23 protein-coding genes and 1 rRNA gene are annotated in these 25,234 nt (G+C 71.4%); 12 read left to right on the top strand and 12 right to left on the bottom strand.

Going from position 1 to position 25,234, the window contains the following annotated elements; all coding sequences use genetic code 11:
- Positions 1-88 (top strand): 5S ribosomal RNA (gene rrf, locus ABH920_RS34685); the annotation flags it as partial.
- Between the two features lie 1,390 nt (positions 89-1,478).
- Here rrf and ABH920_RS34680 read toward each other — a convergent pair.
- Positions 1,479-1,955, bottom strand: a complete 477-nt coding sequence (locus tag ABH920_RS34680; protein ID WP_370353474.1) for a hypothetical protein — start codon at positions 1,953-1,955, stop codon at positions 1,479-1,481.
- On the opposite strand from ABH920_RS34680, the gene ABH920_RS34675 reads away from it, so the two are divergent.
- Entirely contained in the window at positions 1,938-2,828 is an 891-nt protein-coding gene (locus ABH920_RS34675; protein WP_370353473.1) for a hypothetical protein, read from the top strand. The two genes, ABH920_RS34680 and ABH920_RS34675, sit on opposite strands and share 18 nt — an antisense overlap.
- Positions 2,829-3,108: 280 nt before the next feature.
- Positions 3,109-4,641 (top strand): aldehyde dehydrogenase family protein, encoded by a 1,533-nt coding sequence (locus ABH920_RS34670; protein ID WP_370353472.1) that lies wholly within the window; start codon positions 3,109-3,111, stop codon positions 4,639-4,641.
- Between the two features lie 101 nt (positions 4,642-4,742).
- Here the strand turns inward: ABH920_RS34670 and ABH920_RS34665 are convergent, their stop codons facing one another.
- From ABH920_RS34665 to ABH920_RS34655, 3 genes are all read right to left on the bottom strand, one after another.
- Positions 4,743-5,123, bottom strand: coding sequence for an RNA-binding S4 domain-containing protein (locus ABH920_RS34665; protein WP_370353471.1), 381 nt, complete (start codon positions 5,121-5,123; stop codon positions 4,743-4,745).
- A gap of 24 nt (positions 5,124-5,147) precedes the next feature.
- Entirely contained in the window at positions 5,148-5,588 is a 441-nt protein-coding gene (locus ABH920_RS34660; protein ID WP_370353470.1) for a VOC family protein, read from the bottom strand.
- An 81-nt stretch (positions 5,589-5,669) separates the two neighbouring features.
- Positions 5,670-6,311 (bottom strand): pyridoxamine 5'-phosphate oxidase family protein, encoded by a 642-nt coding sequence (locus ABH920_RS34655; protein WP_370353480.1) that lies wholly within the window; start codon positions 6,309-6,311, stop codon positions 5,670-5,672.
- Between the two features lie 148 nt (positions 6,312-6,459).
- On the opposite strand from ABH920_RS34655, the gene ABH920_RS34650 reads away from it, so the two are divergent.
- Positions 6,460-7,104 (top strand): HAD family hydrolase, encoded by a 645-nt coding sequence (locus ABH920_RS34650; RefSeq protein ID WP_370353469.1) that lies wholly within the window; start codon positions 6,460-6,462, stop codon positions 7,102-7,104.
- Between the two features lie 37 nt (positions 7,105-7,141).
- On the opposite strand, the gene ABH920_RS34645 is transcribed toward ABH920_RS34650, so the two are convergent.
- The 5 genes from ABH920_RS34645 to ABH920_RS34625 all read right to left on the bottom strand — a co-directional run bounded on the left by ABH920_RS34645 (position 7,142) and on the right by ABH920_RS34625 (position 12,711).
- Positions 7,142-8,110 carry an MBL fold metallo-hydrolase gene (locus ABH920_RS34645; protein WP_370353468.1) on the bottom strand — a complete coding sequence of 323 codons (969 nt, stop codon included), beginning with the start codon at positions 8,108-8,110 and terminating at the stop codon, positions 7,142-7,144.
- A 234-nt stretch (positions 8,111-8,344) separates the two neighbouring features.
- Positions 8,345-9,364 carry a peptidoglycan-binding protein gene (locus tag ABH920_RS34640; RefSeq protein WP_370353467.1) on the bottom strand — a complete coding sequence of 340 codons (1,020 nt, stop codon included), beginning with the start codon at positions 9,362-9,364 and terminating at the stop codon, positions 8,345-8,347.
- 188 nt (positions 9,365-9,552) lie between these two features.
- Complete coding sequence (locus tag ABH920_RS34635; protein ID WP_370353466.1) at positions 9,553-11,001, bottom strand: SGNH/GDSL hydrolase family protein; 1,449 nt, start codon at positions 10,999-11,001, stop codon at positions 9,553-9,555.
- Positions 11,002-11,067: 66 nt separating this feature from the next.
- Positions 11,068-12,006, bottom strand: a complete 939-nt coding sequence (locus ABH920_RS34630; RefSeq protein ID WP_370353465.1) for an NADP-dependent oxidoreductase — start codon at positions 12,004-12,006, stop codon at positions 11,068-11,070.
- Positions 12,007-12,042: 36 nt separating this feature from the next.
- Positions 12,043-12,711, bottom strand: coding sequence for a TetR family transcriptional regulator (locus ABH920_RS34625; protein WP_370353464.1), 669 nt, complete (start codon positions 12,709-12,711; stop codon positions 12,043-12,045).
- Positions 12,712-12,785: 74 nt separating this feature from the next.
- Here ABH920_RS34625 and ABH920_RS34620 point away from each other — a divergent pair, with 74 nt between their 5' ends.
- From ABH920_RS34620 to ABH920_RS34600, 5 genes are all read left to right on the top strand, one after another.
- Entirely contained in the window at positions 12,786-13,187 is a 402-nt protein-coding gene (locus ABH920_RS34620; protein ID WP_370353463.1) for a PPOX class F420-dependent oxidoreductase, read from the top strand.
- A gap of 89 nt (positions 13,188-13,276) precedes the next feature.
- Positions 13,277-13,729 carry an SPW repeat protein gene (locus ABH920_RS34615; protein WP_370353462.1) on the top strand — a complete coding sequence of 151 codons (453 nt, stop codon included), beginning with the start codon at positions 13,277-13,279 and terminating at the stop codon, positions 13,727-13,729.
- Positions 13,730-13,995: 266 nt separating this feature from the next.
- Positions 13,996-16,410, top strand: a complete 2,415-nt coding sequence (locus ABH920_RS34610; protein WP_370353461.1) for a glycoside hydrolase family 3 N-terminal domain-containing protein — start codon at positions 13,996-13,998, stop codon at positions 16,408-16,410.
- 117 nt (positions 16,411-16,527) lie between these two features.
- Positions 16,528-16,932, top strand: a complete 405-nt coding sequence (locus tag ABH920_RS34605; protein ID WP_370353460.1) for a VOC family protein — start codon at positions 16,528-16,530, stop codon at positions 16,930-16,932.
- 99 nt (positions 16,933-17,031) lie between these two features.
- A complete protein-coding gene (locus ABH920_RS34600; protein ID WP_370353459.1) occupies positions 17,032-18,063 on the top strand; it encodes a LacI family DNA-binding transcriptional regulator in 1,032 nt (343 codons plus the stop codon).
- A 95-nt stretch (positions 18,064-18,158) separates the two neighbouring features.
- Here ABH920_RS34600 and ABH920_RS34595 read toward each other — a convergent pair whose 3' ends face one another.
- Both ABH920_RS34595 and ABH920_RS34590 read right to left on the bottom strand, forming a co-directional pair.
- Positions 18,159-19,445 (bottom strand): hypothetical protein, encoded by a 1,287-nt coding sequence (locus ABH920_RS34595; RefSeq protein WP_370353458.1) that lies wholly within the window; start codon positions 19,443-19,445, stop codon positions 18,159-18,161.
- A 43-nt stretch (positions 19,446-19,488) separates the two neighbouring features.
- The gene (locus ABH920_RS34590) at positions 19,489-20,718 is read right to left on the bottom strand and encodes a Gfo/Idh/MocA family protein (protein WP_370353457.1); all 1,230 of its coding nucleotides are present in this window, start codon (positions 20,716-20,718) and stop codon (positions 19,489-19,491) included.
- 78 nt (positions 20,719-20,796) lie between these two features.
- Here ABH920_RS34590 and ABH920_RS34585 point away from each other — a divergent pair, with 78 nt between their 5' ends.
- Positions 20,797-21,720 carry a PmoA family protein gene (locus ABH920_RS34585; protein ID WP_370353456.1) on the top strand — a complete coding sequence of 308 codons (924 nt, stop codon included), beginning with the start codon at positions 20,797-20,799 and terminating at the stop codon, positions 21,718-21,720.
- A gap of 546 nt (positions 21,721-22,266) precedes the next feature.
- Here ABH920_RS34585 and ABH920_RS34580 read toward each other — a convergent pair.
- Positions 22,267-23,601 (bottom strand): DUF1015 family protein, encoded by a 1,335-nt coding sequence (locus ABH920_RS34580; RefSeq protein WP_370353455.1) that lies wholly within the window; start codon positions 23,599-23,601, stop codon positions 22,267-22,269.
- A gap of 120 nt (positions 23,602-23,721) precedes the next feature.
- Between ABH920_RS34580 and ABH920_RS34575 the strand changes: the two genes are divergently transcribed.
- Positions 23,722-24,168: a tetratricopeptide repeat protein gene (locus tag ABH920_RS34575; RefSeq protein ID WP_194917315.1), complete on the top strand. Its 447-nt coding sequence runs from the start codon at positions 23,722-23,724 to the stop codon at positions 24,166-24,168.
- 27 nt (positions 24,169-24,195) lie between these two features.
- Positions 24,196-25,230, top strand: a complete 1,035-nt coding sequence (locus tag ABH920_RS34570) for an HAD-IIA family hydrolase (protein WP_370353454.1) — start codon at positions 24,196-24,198, stop codon at positions 25,228-25,230.
- Positions 25,231-25,234 lie beyond the last annotated feature (4 nt).

The following is a 25,234-nucleotide window of genomic DNA, read 5'->3' as shown; positions in this document are numbered from 1 at the left end:
CGGTCCCATTCCGAACCCGGAAGCTAAGCCCGCCAGCGCCGATGGTACTGCCAGGGGGACCTGGTGGGAGAGTAGGACGCGGCCGAACTAAATTTCACGAAGCCCCCTCCGGGATCTCCTGGAGGGGGCTTCGTCGCGTTTGGCCCTTTCTCCCGCGGTGCGGGAGGATGGACCCCGACTCATAACAGGAACAGGAGCTGGATCCAATGTCACCATCTTCGGACCGTCGCCCGGGCCGCTCCGACCGGGACCGCGACCGAGGCCAGGGCCCCCGCGGCAGCGGCGAGAACCGCCGCCCCGCCGACGACCGCTCAGGCCGTCCCGGCGCCGGCGACCGAGGCGGCCGCTCCGGCTCGGGCTATGGTGACCGCCCCGGCACCGGCGACCGCGACGCTCGCGGCGGCTCCGGGGACCGCGACTCGCGCGGCGGCTCGGGCTACGGCAACCGCGACTCCCGCGGCGACCGTCCTGGTGGCCGCGACTCCGGCGGCCGAAGGAGCTACGGCGACCGCGATTCGCGGGGTGGTTCCGGCTCCGGGAACCGTGACTCGCGTGGTAGTGGTTCGGGGTACGGCGACCGTGATTCGCGGGGTGGCTCTGGCTACGGGAACCGCGACTCGCGCGGCAGTGGTTCGGGATACGGCGACCGCGATTCGCGCGGTGGATCCGGCGGGCGTGACGACCGCTCCGGTGGCCGCGACTCCGGTAGCCGTGGTGGCTACGGCGACCGCGACTCGCGCGGTGGGTCCAGCTACGGAGGTCGGGACTCGCGCGGCGGATCTGGCGACCGTGACTCGCGGGGCGGGTTCGGTTCGCGGGATGGTCGCGGCTCTGATTCTCGCGGCGGTTTCGGCTCGCGAGATGGCCGGGGATCCGACTCGCGCGGAGGCTCCAGCTACGGCGATCGGGATTCCCGAGGCGGTCGCGGTTCTGGTTATGGGGACAGGGATTCTCGCGGCGCCGGCGATCGCGACTCGCGGGGCGGCTCCGGGTACGGTGACCGGGATTCGCGCGGTGGCTTCGGTTCGCGGGACAACCGCGGCTCCGACTCGCGCGGCGGTTTCGGCTCGCGGGACAGTCGCGGTTCTGACTCCCGTGGCGGATTTGGCGATCGGGATTCGCGGGGCGGTTTCGGCTCGCGTGAGGGCCGCAGCTCTGACTCGCGCGACAGCCGCGGGTCGGACTCTCGCAGCGGTTCCGGCTATGGCGACCGGGATTCGCGCGGTGGCTTCGGTTCGCGGGACAACCGCGGCTCCGACTCGCGGGGTGGATTCGGTTCGCGGGATAGTCGCGGGTCTGACTCCCGGGGCGGATTCGGCTCGCGCGAAGGCCGCGGTTCTGACTCCCGCGGTGGCTTCGGTTCGCGGGACAGCCGCGGCTCCGACTCGCGTAGCGGTTCCGGCTATGGCGACCGCGATTCCCGAGGCGGCTTCGGCTCGCGGGACAGTCGCGGGTCTGACTCCCGCGGTGGTTTCGGCTCACGGGACAACCGCGGGTCCGACTCCCGTGGCGGCTATGGCGACCGTGATTCCCGAGGCGGCTCCGGCTCCGGCCCGCGGTCGTTCGGTGGCGATCGTGACTCGCGCGGCGGGTATGGCGATCGTGCCGGTTCGCGGGGTGGCTACTCCGCCGGCCGCGATGGCGAGCGCACCAGCTACGGCTCCCGGGATCGTGCCGACTCCCGCGACGACCGTCGGGACAGCGAGTTCGGTTCCCCGCGCGGGTTCGGCGACGACGCTGCCCGGGTCGGGTTCGGCGACGAGGATGCTCGTGGCGGTTTCGACGAGCGCGAGGGCGGTGTCAGCGTCGGGTTCGGCGGTGTCGTCGACCGGGACGCGCCCGAGGAGGACGTTCTGGAGATCGCGCCGGACGCCACCATCGACAAGCTCGACAAGGACATCCAGGACGAGCTCGCTCAGCTGCTCAGGTCCAAGGCCATGCTGGTCGCGGGGCACCTGGTGATGGCCGGGCAGAACCTCGACGAGGACCCCGAGCTCGCCTACCGGCACGCCCGGACCGCGATGAAGCTCGCGCCGCGCCTGGCCTCGACGCGGGAGGCCGCCGGGCTGGCCGCGTACCTGACGGGCCGGTATTCCGAGGCGCTGGCGGACCTGCGGACCGTGCGGCGGATCACCGGGACCAACGACCACTGGGCCGTCATGGCCGACTGTGAGCGGGGTCTGGGGCGTCCGGAGCGGGCTCTGGCGATGGCCGCCGCGCCGGAGGCCAAGACGCTCGACAAGGAGACGCAGATCGAGCTGCGGATGGTCGCGGCCGGTGCGCGGATCGACATGGAGCAGCCCGAGGCCGCCGTCGTGCAGCTGCAGGGTGCCGACCTGACGCCGGCCAAGATCCAGCCCTGGACCGCGCGGCTGCGCTACGCCTACGCCGAGGCGCTGCTCGCCGCCGAGCGCGAGGACGAGGCACGCGAGTGGTTCATGCGCGCCGCCGACGCCGACCCCGAGGGGCTCACCGACGCCGCCGAGCGGGTCGACGAGATGGACGGCATCGCCTTCGACGAGTTCGAGGACGAGCTCGATGGTGAAGCCGGCGTCGACGCTGGCGAAGATGACGAGGACGACGAGGCCGAGGCCGAAGCCGAACCCGAGGACATCGCGGACGATGCCGAGGACTTCGAAGACGACGAAGACGAAGAGTTCGACGACGAAGACGATGACGAAGACGAAGAGGACGAGGACGGTGAAGACGACGACGCCGACCACGAGGCCGACGCGAAGTCCGAACCCGCCGGCCCCCGCTCCGACTCCGACCTCGACGCCGACCACGACCTCGACGCGGACTCCGACTCCGACTCTGACAAGCGCTAAGCACTGACAACCCAGCGCTGACAACCCAGCACGACCCCGTACAACCAAGCACCACCCCGCACCACCACCGACCGGCGGCTACCCCTCAGGGGCAGCCGCCGGTCGCGCGTTTCCACCCCGCCTGATCCACCACACGTCCCAACTCCCTATTGCCCCGGGCCGCTTCGAGGTGAAGGATCGGAACCATCGACGTTACCCGGCGGTAGCGATCGACCGGACACCCTCCGGAACCATCCGTCCCCAACCCACCCTCACCTCCGCATGGAAGAGGCAGTCAGCCATGAGCGATCAGGGTTCAGCTAACGGCGCGGCTGTCGGCGTCCTGGAACCGGGCGCCCCCAGTTTCGTCTCCTACGACCCCGCCGACGGCGGTGAGGTCGCCACCTTCCCCGCCATGACCGCCGAGCAGGTGCGCGCGGTCGTGGCCGAGGCACGCCGGGCCGCCGCCTGGTGGTCCGCGCTGACCTGGGCCGAGCGCGAGCGGCGGCTGCGCAAGTGGGCCGGCGTCATCACCCGCGGGCTCGACGAGCTCGGCGAGCTCATGCACCGGGAGAACGGCAAGCCGCGCGGCGACGCCTTCCTGGAGGCCTTCCTCGCCATCGAGCACATCGGCTGGGCCGCCGGGCACGCGCGCAAGGTGCTGCACCCGCGCCGGGTCGGCACCGGCCTGCTGATGTCCAACCACGCCGCGACGCTGGAGTACCAGCCGCTGGGCGTGGTCGGCGTCATCGGCCCGTGGAACTACCCCGTGTTCACCCCGATGGGCTCGATCGCCTACGCGCTGGCCGCCGGCAACGCCGTGGTGTTCAAGCCTTCGGAGTACACCACCGCGATCGGCAAGTGGATCGTCGACGCGTTCGACAAGGCCAACCCGGACGCGCCGCACAAGGTGCTGCGGCTGATCACCGGGACCGGGCCGACCGGGGCCGCGTTGTGCGAGTCGGGCGTGGACAAGATCGCGTTCACCGGCAGCGCCCGGACCGGCCGCAAGGTGATGGCCGCGTGCGCGCCGTCGCTGACGCCGGTGCTGATGGAGTGCGGCGGCAAGGACGCGATGATCGTGGCCGCCGACGCGGACCTGTCCAAGGCCGCCGACGCCGCGCTGTGGGGCGCGATGTCCAACGCCGGGCAGACCTGCGTGGGCATCGAGCGGGTCTACGTCGTGGACTCGGTGAAGGACAAGTTCGTCGCCGAGCTGACCTCGCAGATCCAGAAGCTGGCGCTGACCCCCGGCGAGGGGCCGGACGCCGCCTACGGCCCGATGACCATGCCCTCGCAGATCGACGTGGTGCGCCGGCACATCGACGACGCCATCGCCAAGGGCGCCACGGTCCTGGTCGGCGGCAGCGGCGCGGTGCAGGCCCCGTACGTCGAGCCGACCGTGCTCCTGGACACGCCCGAGGACTCCAGCGCGGTGCGCGAGGAGACCTTCGGCCCGACCATCACGGTCAAGGGCGTGCGCGACGTCGAGGAGGCCGTCGAGCTCGCCAACGCCACCGACTACGGCCTCGGTGCCTCGGTCTTCGCCCGCCGGGGCGGCACGGCCATCGCCCGGCGCCTGCGCAGCGGCATGACCTCGGTCAACGCGGTCATCGCCTTCGCCGGGATCCCGGGCCTGCCGTTCGGCGGCGTCGGGGAGTCCGGCTTCGGCCGCATCCACGGCGCGGACGGGCTGCGCGAGTTCACCCGCCCGAAGGCGATCACGCGGCGCCGCTACTCGACGCCGTTCGAGCCCGCGACGTTCGCGCGCAACCCGAAGACCTTCGCGATCATGAAGAAGTACGCCGAGACGCGGTACGGCCGCAAGAAGTAGGCACGAGTGTGACGCCGCGGCGCCGGATACCCTGAGTCCGGTTCCGCGGCGTCCTGCTGTTGTGAGCGGCGGCCGGACGTGGCAGGACGCTGCAGGACTGCCTAGAAAGGCCGCCCGCGCAGCCGGTCCATGTCCCGCCGCTCGCGCTTCGTCGGCCGCCCGGCGCCGCGGTCGCGCACCGCGACCGCGACGAACAGCTCCCGGGGCGGGGGCGGCGGGCTGTTGTCGACGTAGCACTCGGCGGCGGCCGGGGCGCTGACCCGCTTCGTGATCAGCTTGCTCACCACCACGACCCGCTCGCGCTGGTCCTGCCGCACCCGCACCTCGTCGCCGACGCGCAGCAGGTGCGAGGGCTTCACGCTCTCGTTGTTCACCTTCACGTGCCCGCCGCGGCAGGCGTCGGCGGCCATCGACCGGGACTTGGTCAGCCGCACCGACCAGATCCAGCTGTCCACGCGGACGGCGGTGGCATCGGACGTCATGAACGCGACTTTAACGGCTGCCGCTCACGAGTGCAGACACAATTCATTGCCCTCGGGGTCGGCGATGGTGACCCAGCGCGACGGTCCCTGCTGGCCCCGGTGCAGCACCTTGGCTCCACGCGCGGCCAGCCGCGCCAGCTCGCTCTCCAGGTTCCCCTCGCCGACCTTGATGTCCAGGTGCACGCGGTTCTTCACGGTCTTGGGCTCGGGCACCACCTGGAACAGGATGCGCGAGCCGGGCCCGGCGTCCTTGCCGTCGGGGTGCACGATCGCCTGGCCGAGGGCCCAGACCAGGACGCCGTTGTGGGTCTTGGTGTCGGCCTCGGTGGCGTGGCCGGCGGCGACCATCGAGCGGATGAAGTCCTCGTTCGAGGGCTCCAGGTCCCACCCGATCGCCTCGGCCCACCAGTCGGCCAGAGCGTGCGGGTCGGCGGAGTCGACGACGACTTGATAGGTGAACGCCATGTTCCGACGTTACCGGCCGCCGCCGACAACCGCAGGGGCACCGACAACCGCAGGGGCTGCTCCGCGACTGGTCGTCCGCGCCTACTTCTTCGTGACGTAGATGCTCTTCTCGTAGCTCGCGCCGTAGTACTCGGTCAGCTCCTCCAGCGACTCGCGCGTCGGCTGCACCGACTTCACGATGACGGCGTGCGGCGGCAGCTGGTCCGGGTCCCACGTCGGCGGCTTCCACAGCGAGGAGCGCAGGAACGCCTTCGGGCAGTGGAAGAAGATCTGCTCGATCTCGACTTCCAGCGCCATGATCGGCCGGTGCCCCTTGACGATCATGTCGTCGAAGTACGGCGCGTCGCGCACCAGCCGCGCCCGGCCGTTGACCCGCAGCGTCTCGGTGCGGCCCGGCACCACGAAGATCATGCCGACGTGCGGGTTGCGCAGGATGTTGTGATACCCGTCGGCCCGCCGGTTGCCGGGGCGCTCGGGCACGGCCAGGCGGGTGTCGTCGAGGACCTTCACGAAGCCGGCCGGGTCGCCCTTCGGCGAGACGTCGCAGTTGCCCAGCTCGTCGCTGGTGGCCAGGAAGCACAGCGGCGAGGCGGCCAGCCAGCGGCGGTCGATCGGCTTGAGTCGGACGCGTTCCTTGGTGACGGCGCGCTCCATCGGCTCGCCGAGCAGGGCGCGGAGTTCGGCCTCGGAGGTGATGGCGGCCTCGGGCGGGGCCGGGGCGATGACGGGCTCGGTGCTCTCGGCGGTGCTGGTCTCGGCGGTGCTGGTCTCGACGACGGCTTCGGTCACTGCGGCAGCCCTTCCGGAGTGGTAGCGGCCCGCCAGCTCTGCGGTCCTTACCTCCAGAGTAGCGGTCGGTACGATCATCTCCATGGGCCTCTTGGCGTTGTTCGACCTGGACGACACACTCATCGAGCTGGCTCCGGCCTTCCGACGCTTCGCGCAGGACTTCGCACGCGGCTTCGCACTGTCGGCGGAGGCGGAGGAGTGGCTGGTCGAGGCGTGGGACCCGCGCCAGAAGAGGGACGCCTTCTTCGCGCGGGTGCGGGAACGCTACGGCCTCGCGGAGCCTGTGGAGGATCTGTGGCGGCTGTATCGCAGCCGTATGCCGGAGTACGTCGAGCTGCGTGACGAAGTCCGCGACGGCCTGGTCGCCATGCGGCGCGCCGGATGGCGGCTGGGCATCGTGACCAACGGCGAGGCGGACAACCAGCTGGGGAAGGTCGAGCGCACCGGGCTCGGCCGGCTCGTGGACTCGGTGGTGGTGTCCGGGGCGCTGGGAATCCGCAAGCCCGACGCGCAGATCTTCCGGATCGCCGCCGACAGCGCGGGACGCCCGCTGACCGACGGCGGCTGGATGGTCGGCGACGATGCGCACGCTGACATCGAAGGCGGGGCGGCGGTGGGGCTGCGGACGGTGTGGATCGGCGCGGACGGTGCAGCCGCACCTCGGGCGGCGACGGCGACGGTGAAGGATGTTGTCGAGGCTTTCCCGCTTCTGCTGACTTGTCGATAAACCGATTGGTGGATCTGACGACAGTCGCGGCCTCAGCTCACCCCGCGCTGGCCGCGTCCGCCATCGGGTGCTCCCACCCGTCGGTCTTGTTCAGGTACATGTTGATCCCGACGATGTTCGACGCGTACGAAGACAGCTCCTCGAACTTCGTCTGCGTCTCCTCGTTCGCCTGCTCCACCGGATAGCGCGCCGCGGTCTTCTCCCGCACCATCTCGATGGCGTGGTCCAGGTCCAGCCGGCTGGTCCGGGCGTCGCGCACCAGCTCCACCCACAGCCGCACCTCCTCCTCGGCGCGTGCGAGCGTGTCGGTGACGTCGCTGACCGGGCCGTAGTGGCTGAACAGCAGCCGTGTCGGCTGGAGCGTGCGGAACTTCTCCAGCGAGTTCAGCGCCAGCGGCAGGTCGAAGTCCGGCGGGGGTGTGCCGGGGCGGACGTCGCCGGGCTGGTCGGGGTCCTCGGCGGGGATGTAGAGGCCGGCCGCGTCGCCGACGTACAGGTCGCCGGTGACGTTGTCGATCAGGCCGACGTGGTGCCGCGCGTGTCCGGGGGTGTGGTGCGTCTCCAGGCGGCGGCCGCCGCCGAGGTCGATGAAGCCGATGTCCTCCACGGCCCGGACCCGCCGTGCCTCGGTCGGCAGCAGCGGCCCGAACACGTCGTCCATCAGCGAGCCGAACACGCGGCGGGCGCTGGACATCAGCCGCTCGGGATCCACCAGGTGCCGCGCGCCGGAGGCGTGCACGACGACCTCGGCGTTCGGGAACATCGCCGCCAGGTCCCCGACGCCGCCGGCGTGGTCCAGGTGGATGTGCGTGACCACGATCGTGCGCAGGTCCTCCGGTCCGACGCCGAGGGCCGCGAGCTCGTCGCGGACCACCGGTGCCGACTTCGCGGTGCCGGTCTCGATCAGCGCCGGGTGGTCGCCGAGGATGGCGTAGCCGGCGGTGATGCCGGTGTGGCCGGACATGAGGGTGTCGATGACGTACGTGTCAGAGCCCAGATATGTCATCGAACCGCCAGGTCGGAGAAGGTCTCATCGGGTTTACGCCATGAGAACTTACCAAGTTTCGCCCGGTTCGGCCCGGCGGGGCCGGTCCCGGGGGCGCGCCGAGGCCCCGGCTCGGAACGTCCGAGCCGGGGCCGGCGGATCAGTGGCCGATCGAGGGCGGTGGCAGCCGACCGGCGACTGCCGATGCGTCCCCGATCAGCCTCCGATCAGATGGTGCCGATCAGCAGGGTTCGATCAGTCCCCGACGAGCGTCTCCCACGTCTGCGGGCCGATCTGCCCGTCGACGCCCAGACCGTGCGCCGACTGGAACGCGCGGGCCGCGCTGTCGGTGGCCGGCCCGAACGAGCCGTCGACCGACAGGCCGTAGCCGTACTTGTTCAGCTCCAGCTGCGCGGCCTTGACCGCGTCGCCGGAGGAGCCGGACTGGACCTGGACGATCAGCGAGCCCCAGGTCTGCGGGCCGATCTGGCCGTCGACGCCCAGACCGTGCGAGGACTGGTAGGACCGCGTCGCGTTGTAGGTGTTCGTGCCGAACTGGCTGTCCGTCGCGATGGACGCCCCGTGGTCGTCCAGCAGGTACTGCGCGGCCTCGACGTTGGTGCCGGTGTTGCCCTCCACGAGGTTCGGCCACGGCGGGATGCCGCCACCGCCGCCGGGGGAGCCGGTCTCCTTGTTGTACCGGTACGGCTGGTACAGCGACGGCGAGGGGCCGCTGGTGTTCGGCCAGTAGGGGTAGGGGATCACCCCGTGGTGCACGCCCTGGTCGCCGGAGTCCTCCCAGGCGTTGTACTGCGTGTGGCCGCTGTCCGCCCACCCGTCGAAGATCAGCACGTGCCCGGCGTTGCCGCCGGTGCCCGGGCCGAGCACGCCGAGGATGTCGCCGGGCTGCAGGTCGGCCTTGCTGATCGAGTGCACGTACGACGGCAGGTCGATCGTGGACGGGCTGCTGGACAGGTGGAAGGCCATCGACACGTAGCCGGAGCAGTCGGTGCGGTAGGACACGTCGCCGCCGGGCCCGGCCTTGTACACGCCGGTGCTGTACGGGGTCCCGTTCCACGACGCGGCCCGGGACAGGATCTCCGAGGCCGAGATGCTGCCGTTGATCGAGGAGTTCGGTGTGACCGCCGCCGCCGACGACGCCGACGCCACGGCCCGGTGCGGCGCGGCGTTGGCGGCGATCGGGGCCACGGCGACCATCGCCATGGCACTGGTGACGACTGCGGCGGTCGCCGCAACCTTGGGGGTGAACCTCATAAATGTCCCCTTCTTGTCAAGATCCGGTGAACAGTGGCTCAGTTGTGCGCTCTGCGGACAACAGTGCACCGGCCGACGGGACGGTGGCAGAGGATTGATGGTTCACCAATTGGCAGCGCAAGAACTGGAAGGGAGACAAAGGCTCCCTTATCGCGAAGAAGAGGCAGCCTGCCGACCAAAAGCGGTGGCTACCGCGACGAAGAAGACGTAGCCGCCCCCGGGCTCCGAGCCACCGACAAAGCCTGCTGATCAGCCAGCGCGATCGCCAACTCCCCGGCCGCCGTCGGGTGCAGCGGCGCCTTGTCCTTCGGTCCCTGCACGAACGGCTCCGCGCTGCACAGCGCGTGGCCGGCGAACGACGGTTGCACCGAGGTGAACCCCGCCGCGTCCGCGCCCTGGCGCAGCGCCGTGTTCAGCTGGTCCAGGCGGTTCTGCAGGGTCTTGGCCTTGGCCGCGTCCACGCCCTCGGCGGCCAGGCAGGAGGTGTCCGGTCCGAACGGGTCGTAGTACTGGTTCACGATCACCGTCGGGTTGCCGGGCAGCGCCGCCAGCTGGGTCAGCAGGTCGCGGTAGTCCATCACGAAGGCGACCGTCTGCTGCTGGAAGTACGCGTCCGTGGCCCGGTCGTCGCAGCTCGGGCTGGCCGCGCAGAAGCGGGTCAGGTCGGCCCAGTGCAGGTCGTCGGCGCCGATGCTGACGATGATCACGTGGGCCTTCGGCGCGCGCTGGAGCTGCGCGATCTGCGGCGGGGCGCTGAGCGGCCCGGCCGGCTGCGGGCCGAGCAGGCCGGTGCGCACGGTCGCGCCGGAGCAGGCCAGGTTCAGCACGTTCCAGTCGTTCACCGCCGCCAGCTGCTCGGCGAACGCGTCGGCGCTGCGGCCGCAGGCCTTGTCCAGCGCGTCCGGCTGCGGCAGCGGCCGGTTGCCGATGCCGGCGGCCGTGGAGTCGCCGATCACCACGGCCTGCACCGCGCCCAGCGCCGGTCCGTCGGCCGGCGCCACCGGGTAGCCGGTCCCGCCGCTGCCGACGAGGTCGGACAGCGAGTGCACGTGCCGCAGCGCCGCCGGCGTGCCGGAGGCGAGCAGCCCGAAGCCCACGACGTTGACGGCGCTCATCGACGCCGCCCCGGCGAGCAGCACGACCGCCGTCCGGCGCATCGAGTAGCGGCGCAGGCCGGTCACCGCCGAGAGGACCACGACGACGATGCCCGCCGACACCGCGCCCTCCCACAGTCCGTACCGCAGCCAGCCCTCGGACAGCTGGCGGCCCAGCAGGCCCGCGCTGTTGTGGTCGCCGGAGCCCAGCAGCTGCTGCAGTTCGGCGTTCGCGGTGATGTGCGTGAGCCGCAGCCGCGGCCGCACCGGCCCCGGGAAGTCCGGCTGGGTGGAGATCGTCTGCCCGAACAGGTCCAACTCGGCCGGCCCGGACGGCCCGAAGTCCGGCGAGGCCGCGCCGACCTCGACCGTCTGTCCGGCCGCGGTCACCGCCTGCAGCGGCGTGATCCGCACCGCCAGCCACAGCGAAGCCAGCAACAGGAACACCCCCGCCACCGGAACCGCGGCTCGCACAGCCCATTTGCGCCACGACGGGGTCGTCGTGGTCGGGTCGGCGACGGGCGTTATCCGGACGGAGGACATAGCAGAGGCTTACCCGCCTATTCGTAGCCCTCACTGTGACGTTCCCGGCCGGGGGTCCCAGTGTGCTCAGGACATGAGGAACACCAGTTTCCCACGCACGTGGCCACCGTCCAGTTCCTTATACGCTTCGCGCGCCTGCTCCAGACCGAACGCGCGCTGCACGAACACCCGCAGTTTTCCGGCCTCCGCCAGCTCGACGAGCTCCCGCAACTGCCCGGCCGACCGACGCGTACTCATCCGCCGGATCCCGTACCGTTCGACGTCCGCCCCGGCGGCGACCGTGCCGATCCGGGTCACGTCCGTGACGAGTTCCACTGAGGCGGCCAAGGCGTCGTCGGTCCCGGCGGTGTCGAAAGCCGCGTCGACGCGTGCCCCCGCGACCCCCGCGAGCTCCACAGCCTCGCGCACCCGCTCGGCGAGCCCGGGTCCGTACCGCACCGGAACCGCGCCGATGTCGCGCAGGAACTGGTGATTACGCTCCGACGCCGTACCGACGACACGCGCGCCCTGAGCGACGGCGATCTGCACCGCCATGCTCCCGACGCCTCCGGCGGCCCCGTGAATCAGCACCGTGTCGCCCTCCTCGACGCCGAGGTCGTACAGACACGTCGCCGCCGTCTGCCCCGACGCGGACAGCGCGCCGGCCTCGCTCCACGCCAGGCCCGAGGGTTTGGTCACGAGCTGAGTCGCGTCGGCCAGCGCGTGATCGGCGTGCGCGCCGGGCGCTGCGGCCGGGCCCAGCACCTCCTGCCCGATCTGGAACTCGGCCACGCCCGGCCCCACCGCGTCGACGACACCGGCCAGCTCGTTGCCGAGCCGCTGCGGAAAACGAGCCGGCATGAAAGCGCGGAATCTGCCGCTGCGCAAAAGGGAATCGGCCGGCTGGAGCCCGGCGGCGCGCACCCGGACCCGTACCTGGCCCTCGGCCGGCGCCGGCGGCTCGGCCGCGACGAGGCGCAGGACCTCGGGGCCGCCGTACTCGGTGAAAACGATCGCGGAACTCATGGGTTCGGCCTTTCGCGAGGAGTCAAGAGTCAGGAGTCAGGAGTCGCGGGGAGTCAGGAGTTTGACGATCTCGGCGGCACACCGCTCGCGGTACTCCGCCGACAGCGGATCGAGGCCGGTGATGTCGCGCACGAAGTGGGGGAGGGCGATCGGCGCGAACGTCAGCGCGTAGCAGAGCAGCAGCGCGAACGCCGGGTCGAGGTCGGCGTCGACCTCGCCGTCGGCCTGGCGCGCCCGCATGCGCTCGACGGCTCCGCGCAGGCGCTCGGACTGCTCGTCCGGCGGGCTGTCCGCGGCATCGCCGAGCGCGCGCCAGACCACCAGCCGCGACCAGTCCGGCTGGTCGAGGGTCAGGTCGAGGTAGCCGCGCACGGACTCGGCCAGCGTCGCGGCCGGTCCGGCGGCACTCTGCGCGGCCGCCCAGCGGGCCCGGAGTTCGTCGAGCAGGCCCTGCTTGCCGCCGAAGTGGTAGGCGATGAGCTGCTGGTTCACCCCGGCCCGGGCGGCGATCTCGGCGGTCCGGGCGCCGGCGAAGCCCTTCGCGCCGAACTCGGCGACGGCGGCGTCCAGGATCTTCTCGCGGGTCTGGGCCGACGTGCCGCGTGCGGCTCGCGGCGGCGCGGCCCGGCGCGGTGACGGCGTTGCCGACGGTGACAGCGATGGTGGCGGCGACGGTTCAGGCGTGGGTTCGGCTGCGGTGGACATGCCGCCAGGCTATTATTCAATTGGATGAATGACAAACCGTCGACCGTCCGTCCCGAGCCCCGCGGAGCCGCATCATGATCTTCACCGAAGCCGAACTGGCCTACCTCGACCAGCAGCGCCTGGGCCGCCTGGCCACCCAGCACCCGGACGGGACGCTGCAGGTCAGCCCGGTCGGATTCGGCGTGAACACCGAGCTGGGCACCATCGACATCGGCGGCCGCGACCTCGCCGCGAGCCGCAAGTACCGCAACGTCGCGGCGAACGGCGCCGCCGCTTTCGTCGTCGACGACATCGCCTCCGTGCAGCCCTGGGTCGTGCGCTGCCTGGAGATCCGGGGCCGGGCCGAGGTGATCGAGAACCCGGCGGACTCCCACGCGAACGCCCCCGGCCCGATCATCCGGCTGCACCCCCAGCGGATCATCAGCTTCGGTGTCGACCCCGGCAATCCGGCCGCCGGCAAGCGGAATGTCGGCTGATCGCCGTACCCCCTTCAATAACGAGGGACAAAAGCGGATACTTGGTGGCGAAAGGCTCGATTCCAAGATCGGGAAGGGAAGTGAGAGCCATGTCCGAAACCGCACCACGGCATGCTTCGGACATCACCACGCACCCGGATTCCAAGGAGATGCGGGAGCGCTTCGCCAAGATCATCGACGGGCCCAGCGGTTCCACGCTGGACGGCCTGATCGTGCTGCTCGGGCTGTACATGGCCGTGTCGCCGTGGGCGGTCCACTTCCAGGCCGCCAACCCCGACGTGCGCGTGAACAACCTGGTGATCGGCCTGACGATGGCCGCGTTCGGCTTCGGCCTGGCCCTCCAGCCCGAGCGGCTGTACCGGCTCGGCTGGATCGGCGTGCCGGTCGGCATCTGGATGATCATCTCTCCGTGGGTCGTGACCGCCGGCCACAGCGCCCCGAAGGCCGTCATCTGGAACAACGTGGTCATCGGGGCCGTGGCGGTGCTGCTCGGCCTGGCCACTCAGGGCATGACGATGGCCTCCGCCAGATCCCGGCGCTGATCCGTCCGCCAACCCACCCGGCCGCCGTGGCGGCTCCCCGACTTTCGAGGGAGCGGCCACGGCGGCCGGTGTTTCGGTTGTGTCGCCGAGCCTTGACGCCCTTCCGTTCCCGCAGTTGACTGACTCCCCATCAGCAAGATTGTTTGCGGCCGCACCAAAACCCCACTCATCAAAGCTCGAAACAGCTGGGAGTGTCCTTGATGCGTGCTCGAACACCCTGGTCACGGCCGCTCAGGAGCCGTGAACGCGCGAGCTCGACGCGGCGCGTGGCGCAGATCGCGCTGGCCGCCGCCCTCACTCTGGCCACGGTCGACGCCGCCACCGGCGCCTCGGCCGACTCCGCGCAGCCCAAGTACCTGGACAAGACCGCGTCCGTCTCGGCGCGGGTCAACGACCTGCTCCGGCGCATGACGCTGCCGGAGAAGGCCGGCCAGATGGACCAGCAGCTCGTCGACAACGCCACCGCCGCCTCCGGCGGGGCCTGCGGGGCGGCCGGGTTCAACCTGCCGACCACCGCGTGCATGCAGTCGGCGATCCTGGACCAGAACGTCGGGTCGATCCTGGCCGGCGGGTCCGACAACCCCGCCGACACCACCGGCAGCGGCACCAGTGGGAACACCGCGCAGGACTGGGCCAACGACTACAACACCATCCAGCAGTACGCGATCGCCCACTCGCGGCTGCACATCCCGCTCAGCTTCGGCGTGGACGCCGTCCACGGCTTCGGCCACCCCTGGCAGGCGCCGCTGTTCCCGCAGTCCATCGGCATGGGCGCGACCTGGGATCCCTCGGCCGCGCAGGCCGGCGGCGCGATGACCGCCACGGCGCTGCGCTCCACCGGCTGGACGTGGGCCTTCGCCCCGGTGCAGGACCTGGCGCGGGACAACCGCTGGGGCCGCACCTACGAGACGTGGGCCGAGGAGCCGGCGCTGTCCGCGGCGATGGGCGCCGCAAACGTTACCGGCCTGCAGACCCCGGCACCGGCCGGCGGGCTCAACGTCAGCGCGACGGTCAAGCACTTCGCAGGGTACTCACAGTCGGTCAACGGCCATGACCGCAACGAGGCCCTGCTGCCGATGAGTTACCTGCAGAGCACGATCCTGCCGTCCTACGCCGGGGCGATCAACGCCGGCGCCGACTCCGTGATGGTCGACTCAGGGTCCATCAACGGTGTGCCGGCCACGTCCTCGCACTACCTGCTGACCGACATCCTGCGCGGCCAGATGGGCTTCAAGGGCGTCATCATCAGCGACTACCAGGACGTGCAGGCGCTGCAGACGACCTACCACATCGCCGCCAGCCTGCCGGACGCGGTCGCCGAGGCCGTCAACGCCGGCCTGGACATGAGCATGGAGGTCAACGGCCCGGACCAGTGGCAGGCCGCGATCATCGCCGACGTCGGCGACGGCAAGATCAAGATGTCCACGATCAACGACGCGGTGCGCCGCATCCTCACCATGAAGTTCCAGCTCGGTCTGTTCGACCAGCCCTGCGTGGCCGATCCGAGCAAGCCCTGCCTGAACGCCTCGGCCGCCGACGCCGTGGTCACCTCCGGCCGCGACCAGACGCTGAAGGCCGCGCAGGAGTCGGTCACGCTGCTGCGCAACCAGAACAACGTGCTGCCGCTGGCCGCCGGCAGCCGGGTGGTCGTCACCGGCCCGAGCGCCGACTCGATGACCAACCAGCTCGGCGGCTGGAGCGTGAGCTGGCAGGGCGTGGCCGGCGCCGGGCACGTGTGCTGCATGGGCGCCCCGGACCAGATCCCGCCGGGCACCACCGCGCTGACCGGCATCGTGGGCGCCGACGCGCAGGCCAAGTCCATCCCCGACCAGGCCGCCGCGGTCGCCGCGGCGCCGAACACCGACGCGTACGTCGCGGTGGTCGGCGAGAAGGCCTACGCCGAAGGGCTCGGCGACAACCCGGCCCCGGCCCTGCCGCCGGACCAGCAGGCGCTGATCTCGGCGCTGGAGGCGACCGGCAAGCCGGTGGTGGTCGTGGTCGAGGCGGGCCGTCCGGTGGGGCTGGGCTCGGCCGAGAAGGCGAACGCCGTGCTGATGGCCTACCAGGGCAGCACCGAGGCCGGGCAGGCCGTGGCCGACGTGCTGTTCGGCAAGGTCGACCCGAGCGGGCACCTGTCGATCAGCTGGCCCTCGGACGCCCCGGCGGTCGGCGGGGACTTCAACGGCGGCGCGCCGTCCCCGCTGGGCGACGAGCCCAAGTTCTTCGACCAGCTCCCGAGCACCGGCTCCGGCCCGGGCCACTCCTACAACCCGCTCTACCCCTTCGGATACGGGCTCTCCTACACGACCTTCAGCCACTCGGCGCTGTCGGTGACGCCGTACGCGTCATCGCACGGCAAGCTCACCGCGACGCTGACCGTCACCAACACCGGCACCCGGGACGGCACCGACATCGTGCCGCTGTACGTGGCGCAGCCGGTCAGCGCGGCCGCCGAGCCGCCGCAGCGGCTGGTCGGGTTCACCCGCGTGACGCTGGCCGCCGGGGCGTCGCAGACCGTGAAGATCACCTTCCCGGCCACCGCGCTGGCCCGCAGCCAGGGCGACATCGACGCCTCGGGGCCGCCGACCGTGGAGCCCGGCGGCTACGTGCTGCAGGTCGACAAGGAGGCGGACACCACGCCGTACGACGTGGATCTGTCGGCGCCGTTCACGCTCAGCTGAGCTGATCGATCCTGCGCTGATCCACCATGCGACCGGCGCGGGCGACCTCTACAGGGGTCGCTCGCGCCGGTCATGGCGTAGCTTGAGGCTGTGAAGCCGAACCGTTCGATCCCGTCCGTGACAGTCATCCCGGTGCTGGTCTATCCGGACGTGCGTGCCGCTGTGGAGTGGCTGACGGACGTCTTCGGGTTCGCCGAGCGCATCCGGATCGGTGACGACCACCGCTCGCAGATGCGCATCGGCGAGGACGGCGCCGTGATCGTCGCGGACGTCCGGGGGCAGCGCACGGCGCCGACGCACGGCGTCGAGACCCACTTGCTGAAGGTGCGGGTCGAGGACGTGCGCGCGCAGTACGAGCGGGTCACGGCCCACGGCGCGACCATCGTCGCCGATCTGGCCGAGCAGCCTTTCGGCGAGCTCCAGTTCACGGTCGACGACCTGGCCGGGCACCGCTGGGAGTTCTGCGAGAGCGTGCGCGATGTGCACCCCGGGGAGTGGGGCGGGACGGTCGTCGGGGACTGAGGTCCGGTGCCTGGTAGTGGCTGGTAGTAGTCGGTAGTAGCTGGTAGAGCGCTGCCGCGCCCGGTGTGAACGGTCACGTGCGCTAGCGTGAACGGTGACATGAAATCCACGGGACAGATCACCATGCGGCACGTGGCCGACCGGGCCGGCGTGTCCTACCAGACGGTCTCGCGGGTCATCAACGACGCCGCCGGCGTCGCTCCGGAGACCCGCGACCGGGTGCTGGCCGCCATGCGAGACCTCAACTACCGGCCCAGCGTCGCCGCGCGCTCGCTGGCCCGCGCCCGCACCGACACCATCGGCCTGGTGCTGCCGTTCCCGGTCGACGTGACCTTCGCGAACGCGCACTTCCTGCAGACCATCGGCGGGGTGGACCGGGTCGTCGCCGAGAACGACTACAGCCTGCTGGTCTCCAGCCCCAACGACGAGGACCCGGCGCTGTCGGCGCACCGCCGCATGGTGCGCCGGCGCGCCGTGGACGGCGTCATCGTCGAGGCCGGGATGGGCGACGAGGGCATCGAGCTGCTGGTCGAGGCCGGCTACCCGGTGGTCGCCATCGGGCACGTGGCCCTCGCCGTGCCCTCGGTCCAGCCCGACGACGAGAGCGGCGCGTACGGCGCGATGCAGCACCTGCTGGCCCTGGGCCACCGGCGCGTCGCCCTGATCGCCGGCGACGCGCCATCGAACCTGGCGCAGCAGGCCCGCTTGCGCGGCTGCCAGCGCGCCTGCGCCGACGCCGGCCTGCCGCTGGACGAGGACCTGGTGGCCACCGGCGAGTTCTCGCTGGAGTCCGGCCACGCCGCCGCCGCGCGGCTGTTCGACCGCGCCGAGCCGCCGACCGCCGTGCTGGCGTTCAACGACGCCATGGCCATCGGCGCGATGCGGCTGCTGCGCGAGCGCGGGATCGACGTGCCGCACGAGGTGTCGGTGGTCGGGTTCGACGACACGCCGACCGCCTCGCTCCTGACGCCCGCGCTGACCACGGTGCGGATCTTCAGCTCCGAGCTCGGCCAGCGCGCGGCCCGGACGCTGATCGGCATGCTGCGCGGGACGAAGGTGCCGCCGGTGCCGGCGTTGCTGCCCAGCCAGCTGGTGGTGCGGCAGTCGACGGCGCCGGCGCGGCGGGGGTAGGGCTCCGGGGTCGCCGGGGGTGCCGGGGGTGCCGGGGGTGCCGGGGGTGCCGGGACCACTCGGGAGCGCTGGCGAACCCGCCGCGTCCGGGCGTGTCAGCTCTCTGAAGCCTGCGCCATGGTTCCCGGGTCGGCCTTCGAGGCCTTCGAAGCCTTCGAGGCCTCCGTCCTCGCCTCCGCGGTGAGCTTCGTCATGCGTTCCATGACGTCCTCGTCGGGCCAGCCGCCGACGACGTAGCGCACCGGGTGGTAGCCCTCGGCCGGGGTCAGCCCGGCCTCTTGGACGACCACGGACCACGGCACCATCAGCATCTCCTCGTTCCGCCCCGGGAACATGACGAGGTCGGCCTCGGGAAGCAGCGAGGTGTCGTCGTCGGCCCAGGAGGCGCCGGTGACCTCCGCGCCCTCCGGGCTGCGGAAGCCCTTCAGCGCGGCGGGGAACGGGTCGCGGGAGCCCGCGACGCCGCGCAGGTACTCGGTCTGCGGGCCGTAGGCGTCCATCGCGAGCAGGATCTGCGCGTGCCGGACCGCGGCGTACGCGGGGTGGTCCTTCGGCGGGTCGTAGAGCACCACCTCGCCGTCGTCGTCCACCGTCATCGGCGCCGGGCTGATCGGGCGGGAGGCCTCGCGCCACTCGCGCTCGGCGACGTCGAAGGCCTCGGTCAGGGCGGCGGCGTCTTGGGTCTCGTAGGCCAGCAGCAGGGTGTTGTTGCTGACCGGGAAGGCCAGCGGCCGGGCGCCGGCGATGCGCTGGATGGTCGCCAGCCAGCCCTGGACCAGGGGCAGGGAGGTCAGGTAGGCGTCGCCGTTGTCGGTGAGGCGGATCGATTCCGCAGACGTCGTGCCGCTCGGGGTGGCGGCGCGCCGGCGGGCCTCGTCCAGCGAGGTGGTGACGGTGCGCGCCATGTTCCGGTGTGCGGCCGCGAACGCCTCGTCGGCGCTCACACCCCAGCGCTCCAGGTCGGCCTTCCCGGCGTACCGCATCGCCGAGGGCGTGTCGAGGACCAGCATCTCCGCCAGGTAGCGCACGGCCGGCCGGCTGACGATGTCGAACTTCGGGTCCGCCGGCACCGGACGCAGCACGGGCCGCAGATCGGCCTGCACCTCGGCCCAGTTCCGCGGGGTCGGCGGCAGCGCGGCGATGTCGGCCAGCCGGCCGATCGCCTCGCGGCGGGCCGCGGCCGACCGGCCGCGGGTCTCGCGGAAGACGGTCTCCAGGTTGATGACGGCCGGCTCAGTGCCCTGAGCCCCGTGGTAGACGACCTGGAACTTCTCCGGGTCGTACTCGGCGCTCGCCACGGCGTCCACTGCCCGCACCCGCGCCGCGACCTCTTTTCCGAACCGGTCGCGGGCGGACCCGAACAGTTTTTCGGCTATTCCCATGGCTTGGGACGGTAATAGAGGTCCCCGACCGCAAGGTGTCCGTTCAGTGATCGACAGGTGCCCACGGGGCACCGGCTTCGGAGAACAGTTTCTGATCCCGCGCGCAGGACTGGACGAGGTCGACGATGCCTTTTACTGTCGTCGCCCGGCCGACGGCGAAGTCCTGCACGTACACGTATTCGGCGGGGATCGCGCGGGGTTCGGGGGCGTCCCGGACCGCCTGCAACACGGACGTGAAGCCGATGGTGTCCTCCAGCGGGACCATCAGCGGGACCTCGTCGGGGCGCTCGCGGTGGTCCAGCAGGTTCGCCAGGAGGTCGGCTTCGGGGTAGGTCTCGCTCAGTTCCTCGACGCCGGACGCGTTCTGGTCGCCGGTTAGTTCGCCGGTTTGGTTGCCGGTCTGCTTGCCGGTCACTGTCAGCCGGCCGGCGGTGTAGGCGAACACCGCCTCGCCCTTGGTGCCCTGGACCCGGACCCACGGATCGATCTCGACGGGCTTCGGCGCGCAGACCGACACCGCGACCAGGATCGGCGGCGCGTCGGGCACCTCGATGCGGACCGCGGAGGTGTCGTCGGCCTCGACCCGGTTCGCGTGGCACAGCTCCAGGCTGATGCGGTCCGGGACCTGCGCCATCGCGTCTTTGCCGAGGACGGCCAGGGCGGTGACGATCGCGTGCGCGAACGGGTTCGTCAGCGCGCCGTCGAGCGCCGGGACCCCGTTCAGCCAGCGCTTGCCGGCCCAGGGCGCGCGGCGCCAGTACGTCTCCGGGCGGCACCAGGCTCCGGCCGCTCCGATGCCGGTGATCTCGCCGATCGCGCCGTCGGCGAGCAGGACGCGCAGGCGTGGCAGTGCGGCGGAGCCGAGGGACTGGAAGCCGACCTGGACCACGCGGCCGGTTTCGGCGGCGGTTTTGCGCAGCGCTTCCAGCTCGGCCAGGCCGGTGACCGGCGGCTTCTCCAGCAGCACGTCCGAGCCGGCGCGCAGGGCGGCTTCGGCGAGGGCGAAGTGGGTGGGGGTGGGGGTGGCGATGAGCGTTACGTCGGGTGGCGGGCCGGCGGCGAGGAGGTCGTCGAGGGAGTCGTAGCGGGCGATGGGGGCTCGGTTTTGTGCGCTTTCGGGCAGCGTGCCGGGCTCGGGCGGGCGCGGGTCGGCGACCGCCGTCAGCCGCAGCCGACCTGCTTGTTCGAGTGCTGCGATGCGGTTCAGGTGCCACCGGCCGTGCCCGTGGACGCCGACGAGCGCGACGGTCGGGGGTATCGGGGGTTGACGCACGTGACCACCTCCGTGAAGATCTGTCCCGGATCGTTCTCGTGAACGGTCACAGGAAGCCTAGCAAAGCGGGGAGGGCATGTGACCGCTTCGGATGCCGCGCTGAAAGCCACACCAGCCGTGAGCGTAAACGGCGATCTGGTCAGCGTGTGCGTGGGGGAGGTGGAAGTGCTCAGGGCCCGCTTCGCCGACGATGGGATACCGGTGCGGGAGTGTCGGGCGCCGTACTTGCACCCGCTGCGGACGTTGTCCGGAGGCGTCGTGACCGGCCATCGTCCGCACGACCACCGCTGGCACAAGGGGCTGGCCATGGCGGTCCCGAGCCTGGGCCGCGTCGGCGAGCCGGCGCCCGCCACGAACTTCTGGGGCGGCCCGAGCTACGTCCCCGGCCGCGGCTACGTCGACCTCGACGACGCCGGCCGCATCGACACCACGTCCTTCGACGTCCTCCCCGACGGCACGATCACCGCGGACCTGGCCTGGGTCGCCGCCGACGGCGTCCCGATGGTGGGGGAGCACCGCACGTTCGCCGTCCGCGACGTGGACCCCGATGCCGGATGCTGGACCCTGGAGTTCCGTAGCGAACTGCGAGTCCTGGGCCCGGACCCGGTGGAGTTCAAAAGCCCGACAGTCCTCGGCCGCGAGCAGGCAGGTTACTGCGGCTTCTTCTGGCGCGGCCCACGAGAGTTCACCGGCGGCCGCGTCCAGTCCTCAACCGCCGCACAAAGCGCGGAGGCACTGATGGGACGGCGCGCGGAGTGGCTGGCGTACACCGGCGAGTTCGACGACCGCGACGGCTTCGCGACGCTGGCGTTCATTGCCGAAGGCGAGAGCCCGGAGTGGTTCGTCCGCGACGACGAATACCCGGGCGTCAACCCGTCGCTCGCCTTCCGGCAGTCGCGCGTGCTGGCGCCTGGGGAGCGGCTGGAGCTGGGGTACCGGGTGGTGATCGCGGACGGGGCTTGGTCGCGGGAGCGAATCGCGCGGTACTTGGGGGCCGGGTGACGGGCGCGTTTTTGGGCGCTGCTGGCCTGTGTGCGGGTGCTGGTGGCGGGTGTGGTTTGTTTGTGGGTTGGCAGTCAAGGGCGTTGGGTGGCGCAGTTCGGTGGTGTGCCTGGCGTCGCGTTGGCGGCCGACGGTGGTGCTGGGCACGACCGCGCGCGGGTCCGAGTCACTGCGCACACGTCAGGTGGGCGGCAATCGTTGGGCGTGGTGGGTACCAACAGTTAAAAGCAGGCCTCCGGCGGCGCCTGCGCGGCGAGCGGCCTCGCTCCGGGGAGTGGGGGCCGCGTAGTCTGCCGGCGGTCGTTGCTTGTGGTCGCCTTGTCCCGGGTTCCCCGTCGCGTCGTCGCCTGACAGTGATGATGGTTCTCGGTGATGCTGTGGGGCGGGTTTGACTCACCGCCTGACTGACGCCTTTGGGTTGTCCTGGTTCCGATTTGTCGGCTTGTCTTGCGCCGTCACCAGGTGCACGGCCGGACGGGTGGGATGTGACTCGGACCGGTGCGCGGTTGTCCCACATCGTCAACCGCCAAAAGAAGTACCCGCATATCAGAACCGCTCGATCGGACCAGCCCCATCCTCCGCCAGCAGCCGCATCACCAACCCCGTCGCCGGCTTCGGTCCGAACGCTGTCGACTTCCGCGGCATCAGCACCCCGGCGCCGGCCAGCTGCCGTACCACGTCCTCGGTCGTGGGCCGCAGTAGGACCGCGGTGCCGCCGATGCGGGCGGCCTCGGCGACGGCGTGGAGCGGGTCGTGGTCGAAGCGGACTTCCTCGGGGGTGTCCGGGAGCTGCCATACCGCCTCGACCAGGACGTGGTGCAGGACTGTGGCGTCCAGGGCGCGCCAGGCCTCGGGGCGGTCGGTGGGGATGGTTTCGGCCAGGACTGCCGGGTCGGGGGCGGTGAGGAGGTAGTGCGTCGTGCCGTCGGACAGGACGAAGGCGTGTTCGCCGGTTGGGATCTCGTCCAGGGCGTGGTGCGGGTCGGGGGTCTGGCGGACCGCGAAGACCTTGCCTGCCTGGACGACGGCTGTCTCCAGCGGGACGTGTGGCAGGACGCGGTGGATCGCGTGCAGGCTCAGCGGGTAGCGCGTGGAGTCCACGAGCAGGGCCAGGCCGTAGTCGGCCGGGCCGCCGCGCTCGGCGCGCAGGCGGCGGTAGGCGGCGTGGCGGTGGTGGCCGTCGGCAATCAGGGCCCGGTGCCAGAGCAGATCGGCGGCGATGCGGCCGGTGGCGGCCGGGTCGGTGAGCGCCCAGAGCCGGTGTTGGGTGCCGTCCGGGGTGGTGGCCGAGGTCAGCGGTTCGGCCAGGTCGGCGACGCGGTCCAGCAGGTCCGAGACCGTGCGGTCGCCCTCGTACGTGAGCAGGATCGGCTCGATGTGCGCCTCGGTGGCGCGCATCTGGGCCAGCCGGTCGGTGACGACGGAGGTGGTCACGGCTTCGTGCGGGAGGATCGCGCGGCTCGCCGGGGACGGCTCGGCCGCCGAGCCGCCGTCCGCGCCGCCAGCGCCGTCCGCATCGTCCAACTTCACCAGCGCGATCAACCCGCGCTGCCGGACCCCGCGCCCGGTCTGCTCGTACACGTAGAACGCCGGTTCGGCGTCCTGCCGCAGCACCCCGTCGTCGATCCACTCCCGTAACGACGTCGCCGCACGGTGATAGCGCGCCGGCGCCCCGGGCCCGGCGTCCACTTCCTCCGGCGCGGCCAGGATCAGGCGCACGACGTTGTGTTCCTCAGTGTCGGCCAATCGCCTGGCCTCGTCCGGTCCGATCATGTCGTACGGTGGCGAAGTGACTGCCGACGGGTCCGAGACCCGATCCGGAGCGAACCGGAGTCCCCGAAAGGGGAGTACGCGCAACGCCTGCGGATCGGTGTTTGCCATGAGGGCATCTTAAGGAAAACAGGCAGTGGCATGACGTGGTGGGAGGGTGGAAAGGAAGAACGCAACAAGGTGTGACGGATGGGGAGCCGGTAGCGGGAGCCGAGTACGACGGAGGATCTGATGTCTGAGCGATATGGCGAGTACGACGCCGAAGACGGTGCAGGCGAGCCCACCGGAGAGGCCGCCGACTGGTACCGGCAGGGCGTTCAGCTGCTGGAGGCCGGCGACCCGGCAGCCGCCGCGCAGCTGCTCACCAAGGTCGCCCAGAAGACCCCCGACTCCGCGCCGGTGCTGGAGGCGCTGGCCCGGGCCCATTTCGACGGCGGACTCTACGAGCAGGCCGTGGAAAGCTTCGCGCAACTGGCACATGTGAGCCCGGACGACGATTACGCACAATTCGGCTGGGGCCTGGCCGCGGCGAAACTCGGCCAGATGGATGTCGCCGTCGAACACCTTTCCGCCGCCGCCGCGATGCGTCCGGAAATCCGTCATTATGCCAACGCTCTGCGTGCCGCCCGGTCCACTCTTCGGGAGCAGACCGGAAAGAAGGGGCTGGCCGACACCTGAGATCGGTGGATGTGATCAGATGGTGGTGTGACCGCTGAGACCATCGAGGGCGACGGCAAGACCGCGCCCCTGCCGTTCCTGACGTCCCAGAAGCCGCTCGCCGAGGCGTACGACACGGCCCTGCTGGACCTCGACGGCGTGGTGTACCGCGGCGCCGACGCGGTGCCGCACGCCGCCGAGGCGCTGCGGGCCGCGCAGAACCTCGGCATGCGCCGCGCCTACGTCACGAACAACGCCTCGCGCACGCCGGAGACCGTCGCCGAGCACCTGAACGAGCTCGGCGTCCCGGCCGTGCCGTCCGAGGTCGTGACCTCGGCGCAGGCCGCGGCCCGGATGGCGCACGCCTGTGTCGGCGACGGCGGCCGGGTCCTGGTGATCGGGGGCGAGGGGCTGATGGCCGCGGTGCGCGAGCTGAACCTGAAGCCGGTGGCCTCCGCCGACGACCTGCCGGACATCGTGGTGCAGGGCTACTCGCCGGACCTGGGCTGGAAGGACCTGGCCGAGGCCACCTACGCGGTGCGCCGCGGCCTGCCGTGGATCGCCACCAACACCGACACCACGGTCCCCACCTCCCGCGGCATCGCCCCCGGCAACGGCACGCTGGTCGCCGCGGTCCAGGCCGCCTCCGGCAAGATCCCGCAGGTCGCGGGCAAGCCGGAGCTGCCGCTGCACCGCGAGTCGATCCTGCGCTCGGGCGCCACCCGGCCGCTGATCGTCGGCGACCGGCTCGACACCGACATCGAGGGCGCGGTCCGCGGCGACACCGACAGCCTGCTGGTCTTCACCGGCGTGACCACGGCGCGCGACCTGCTCGCCGCCCCCGCCGACCGCCGCCCGAGCTACATCGCCGAGGACCTGCGCGGCCTGCTCACCTCGCACGTCGCGCCGACGCGCGACGGCGTGAACTTCGTCTCGGCGCGCTGGACCGCCGCGGTGGTGTCCGAGCAGGTGGTGCTGCACGGGCACGGCGACAAGATGGACGCGCTGCGGGTGATGTGCGCCGCGGTGTGGGAGTACGGCGGGAAGGTCGACGTGGAGGACGCGCTGGCGCAGCTGGCGTAGCTGG

The sequence above is a fragment of the Catenulispora sp. EB89 genome, from assembly GCF_041261445.1.
Classification (GTDB): Bacteria; Actinomycetota; Actinomycetes; order Streptomycetales; family Catenulisporaceae; genus Catenulispora.
Note: the sequence above shows the minus strand (reverse complement) of the source record. Positions and strands in the feature narration are given on the sequence as shown.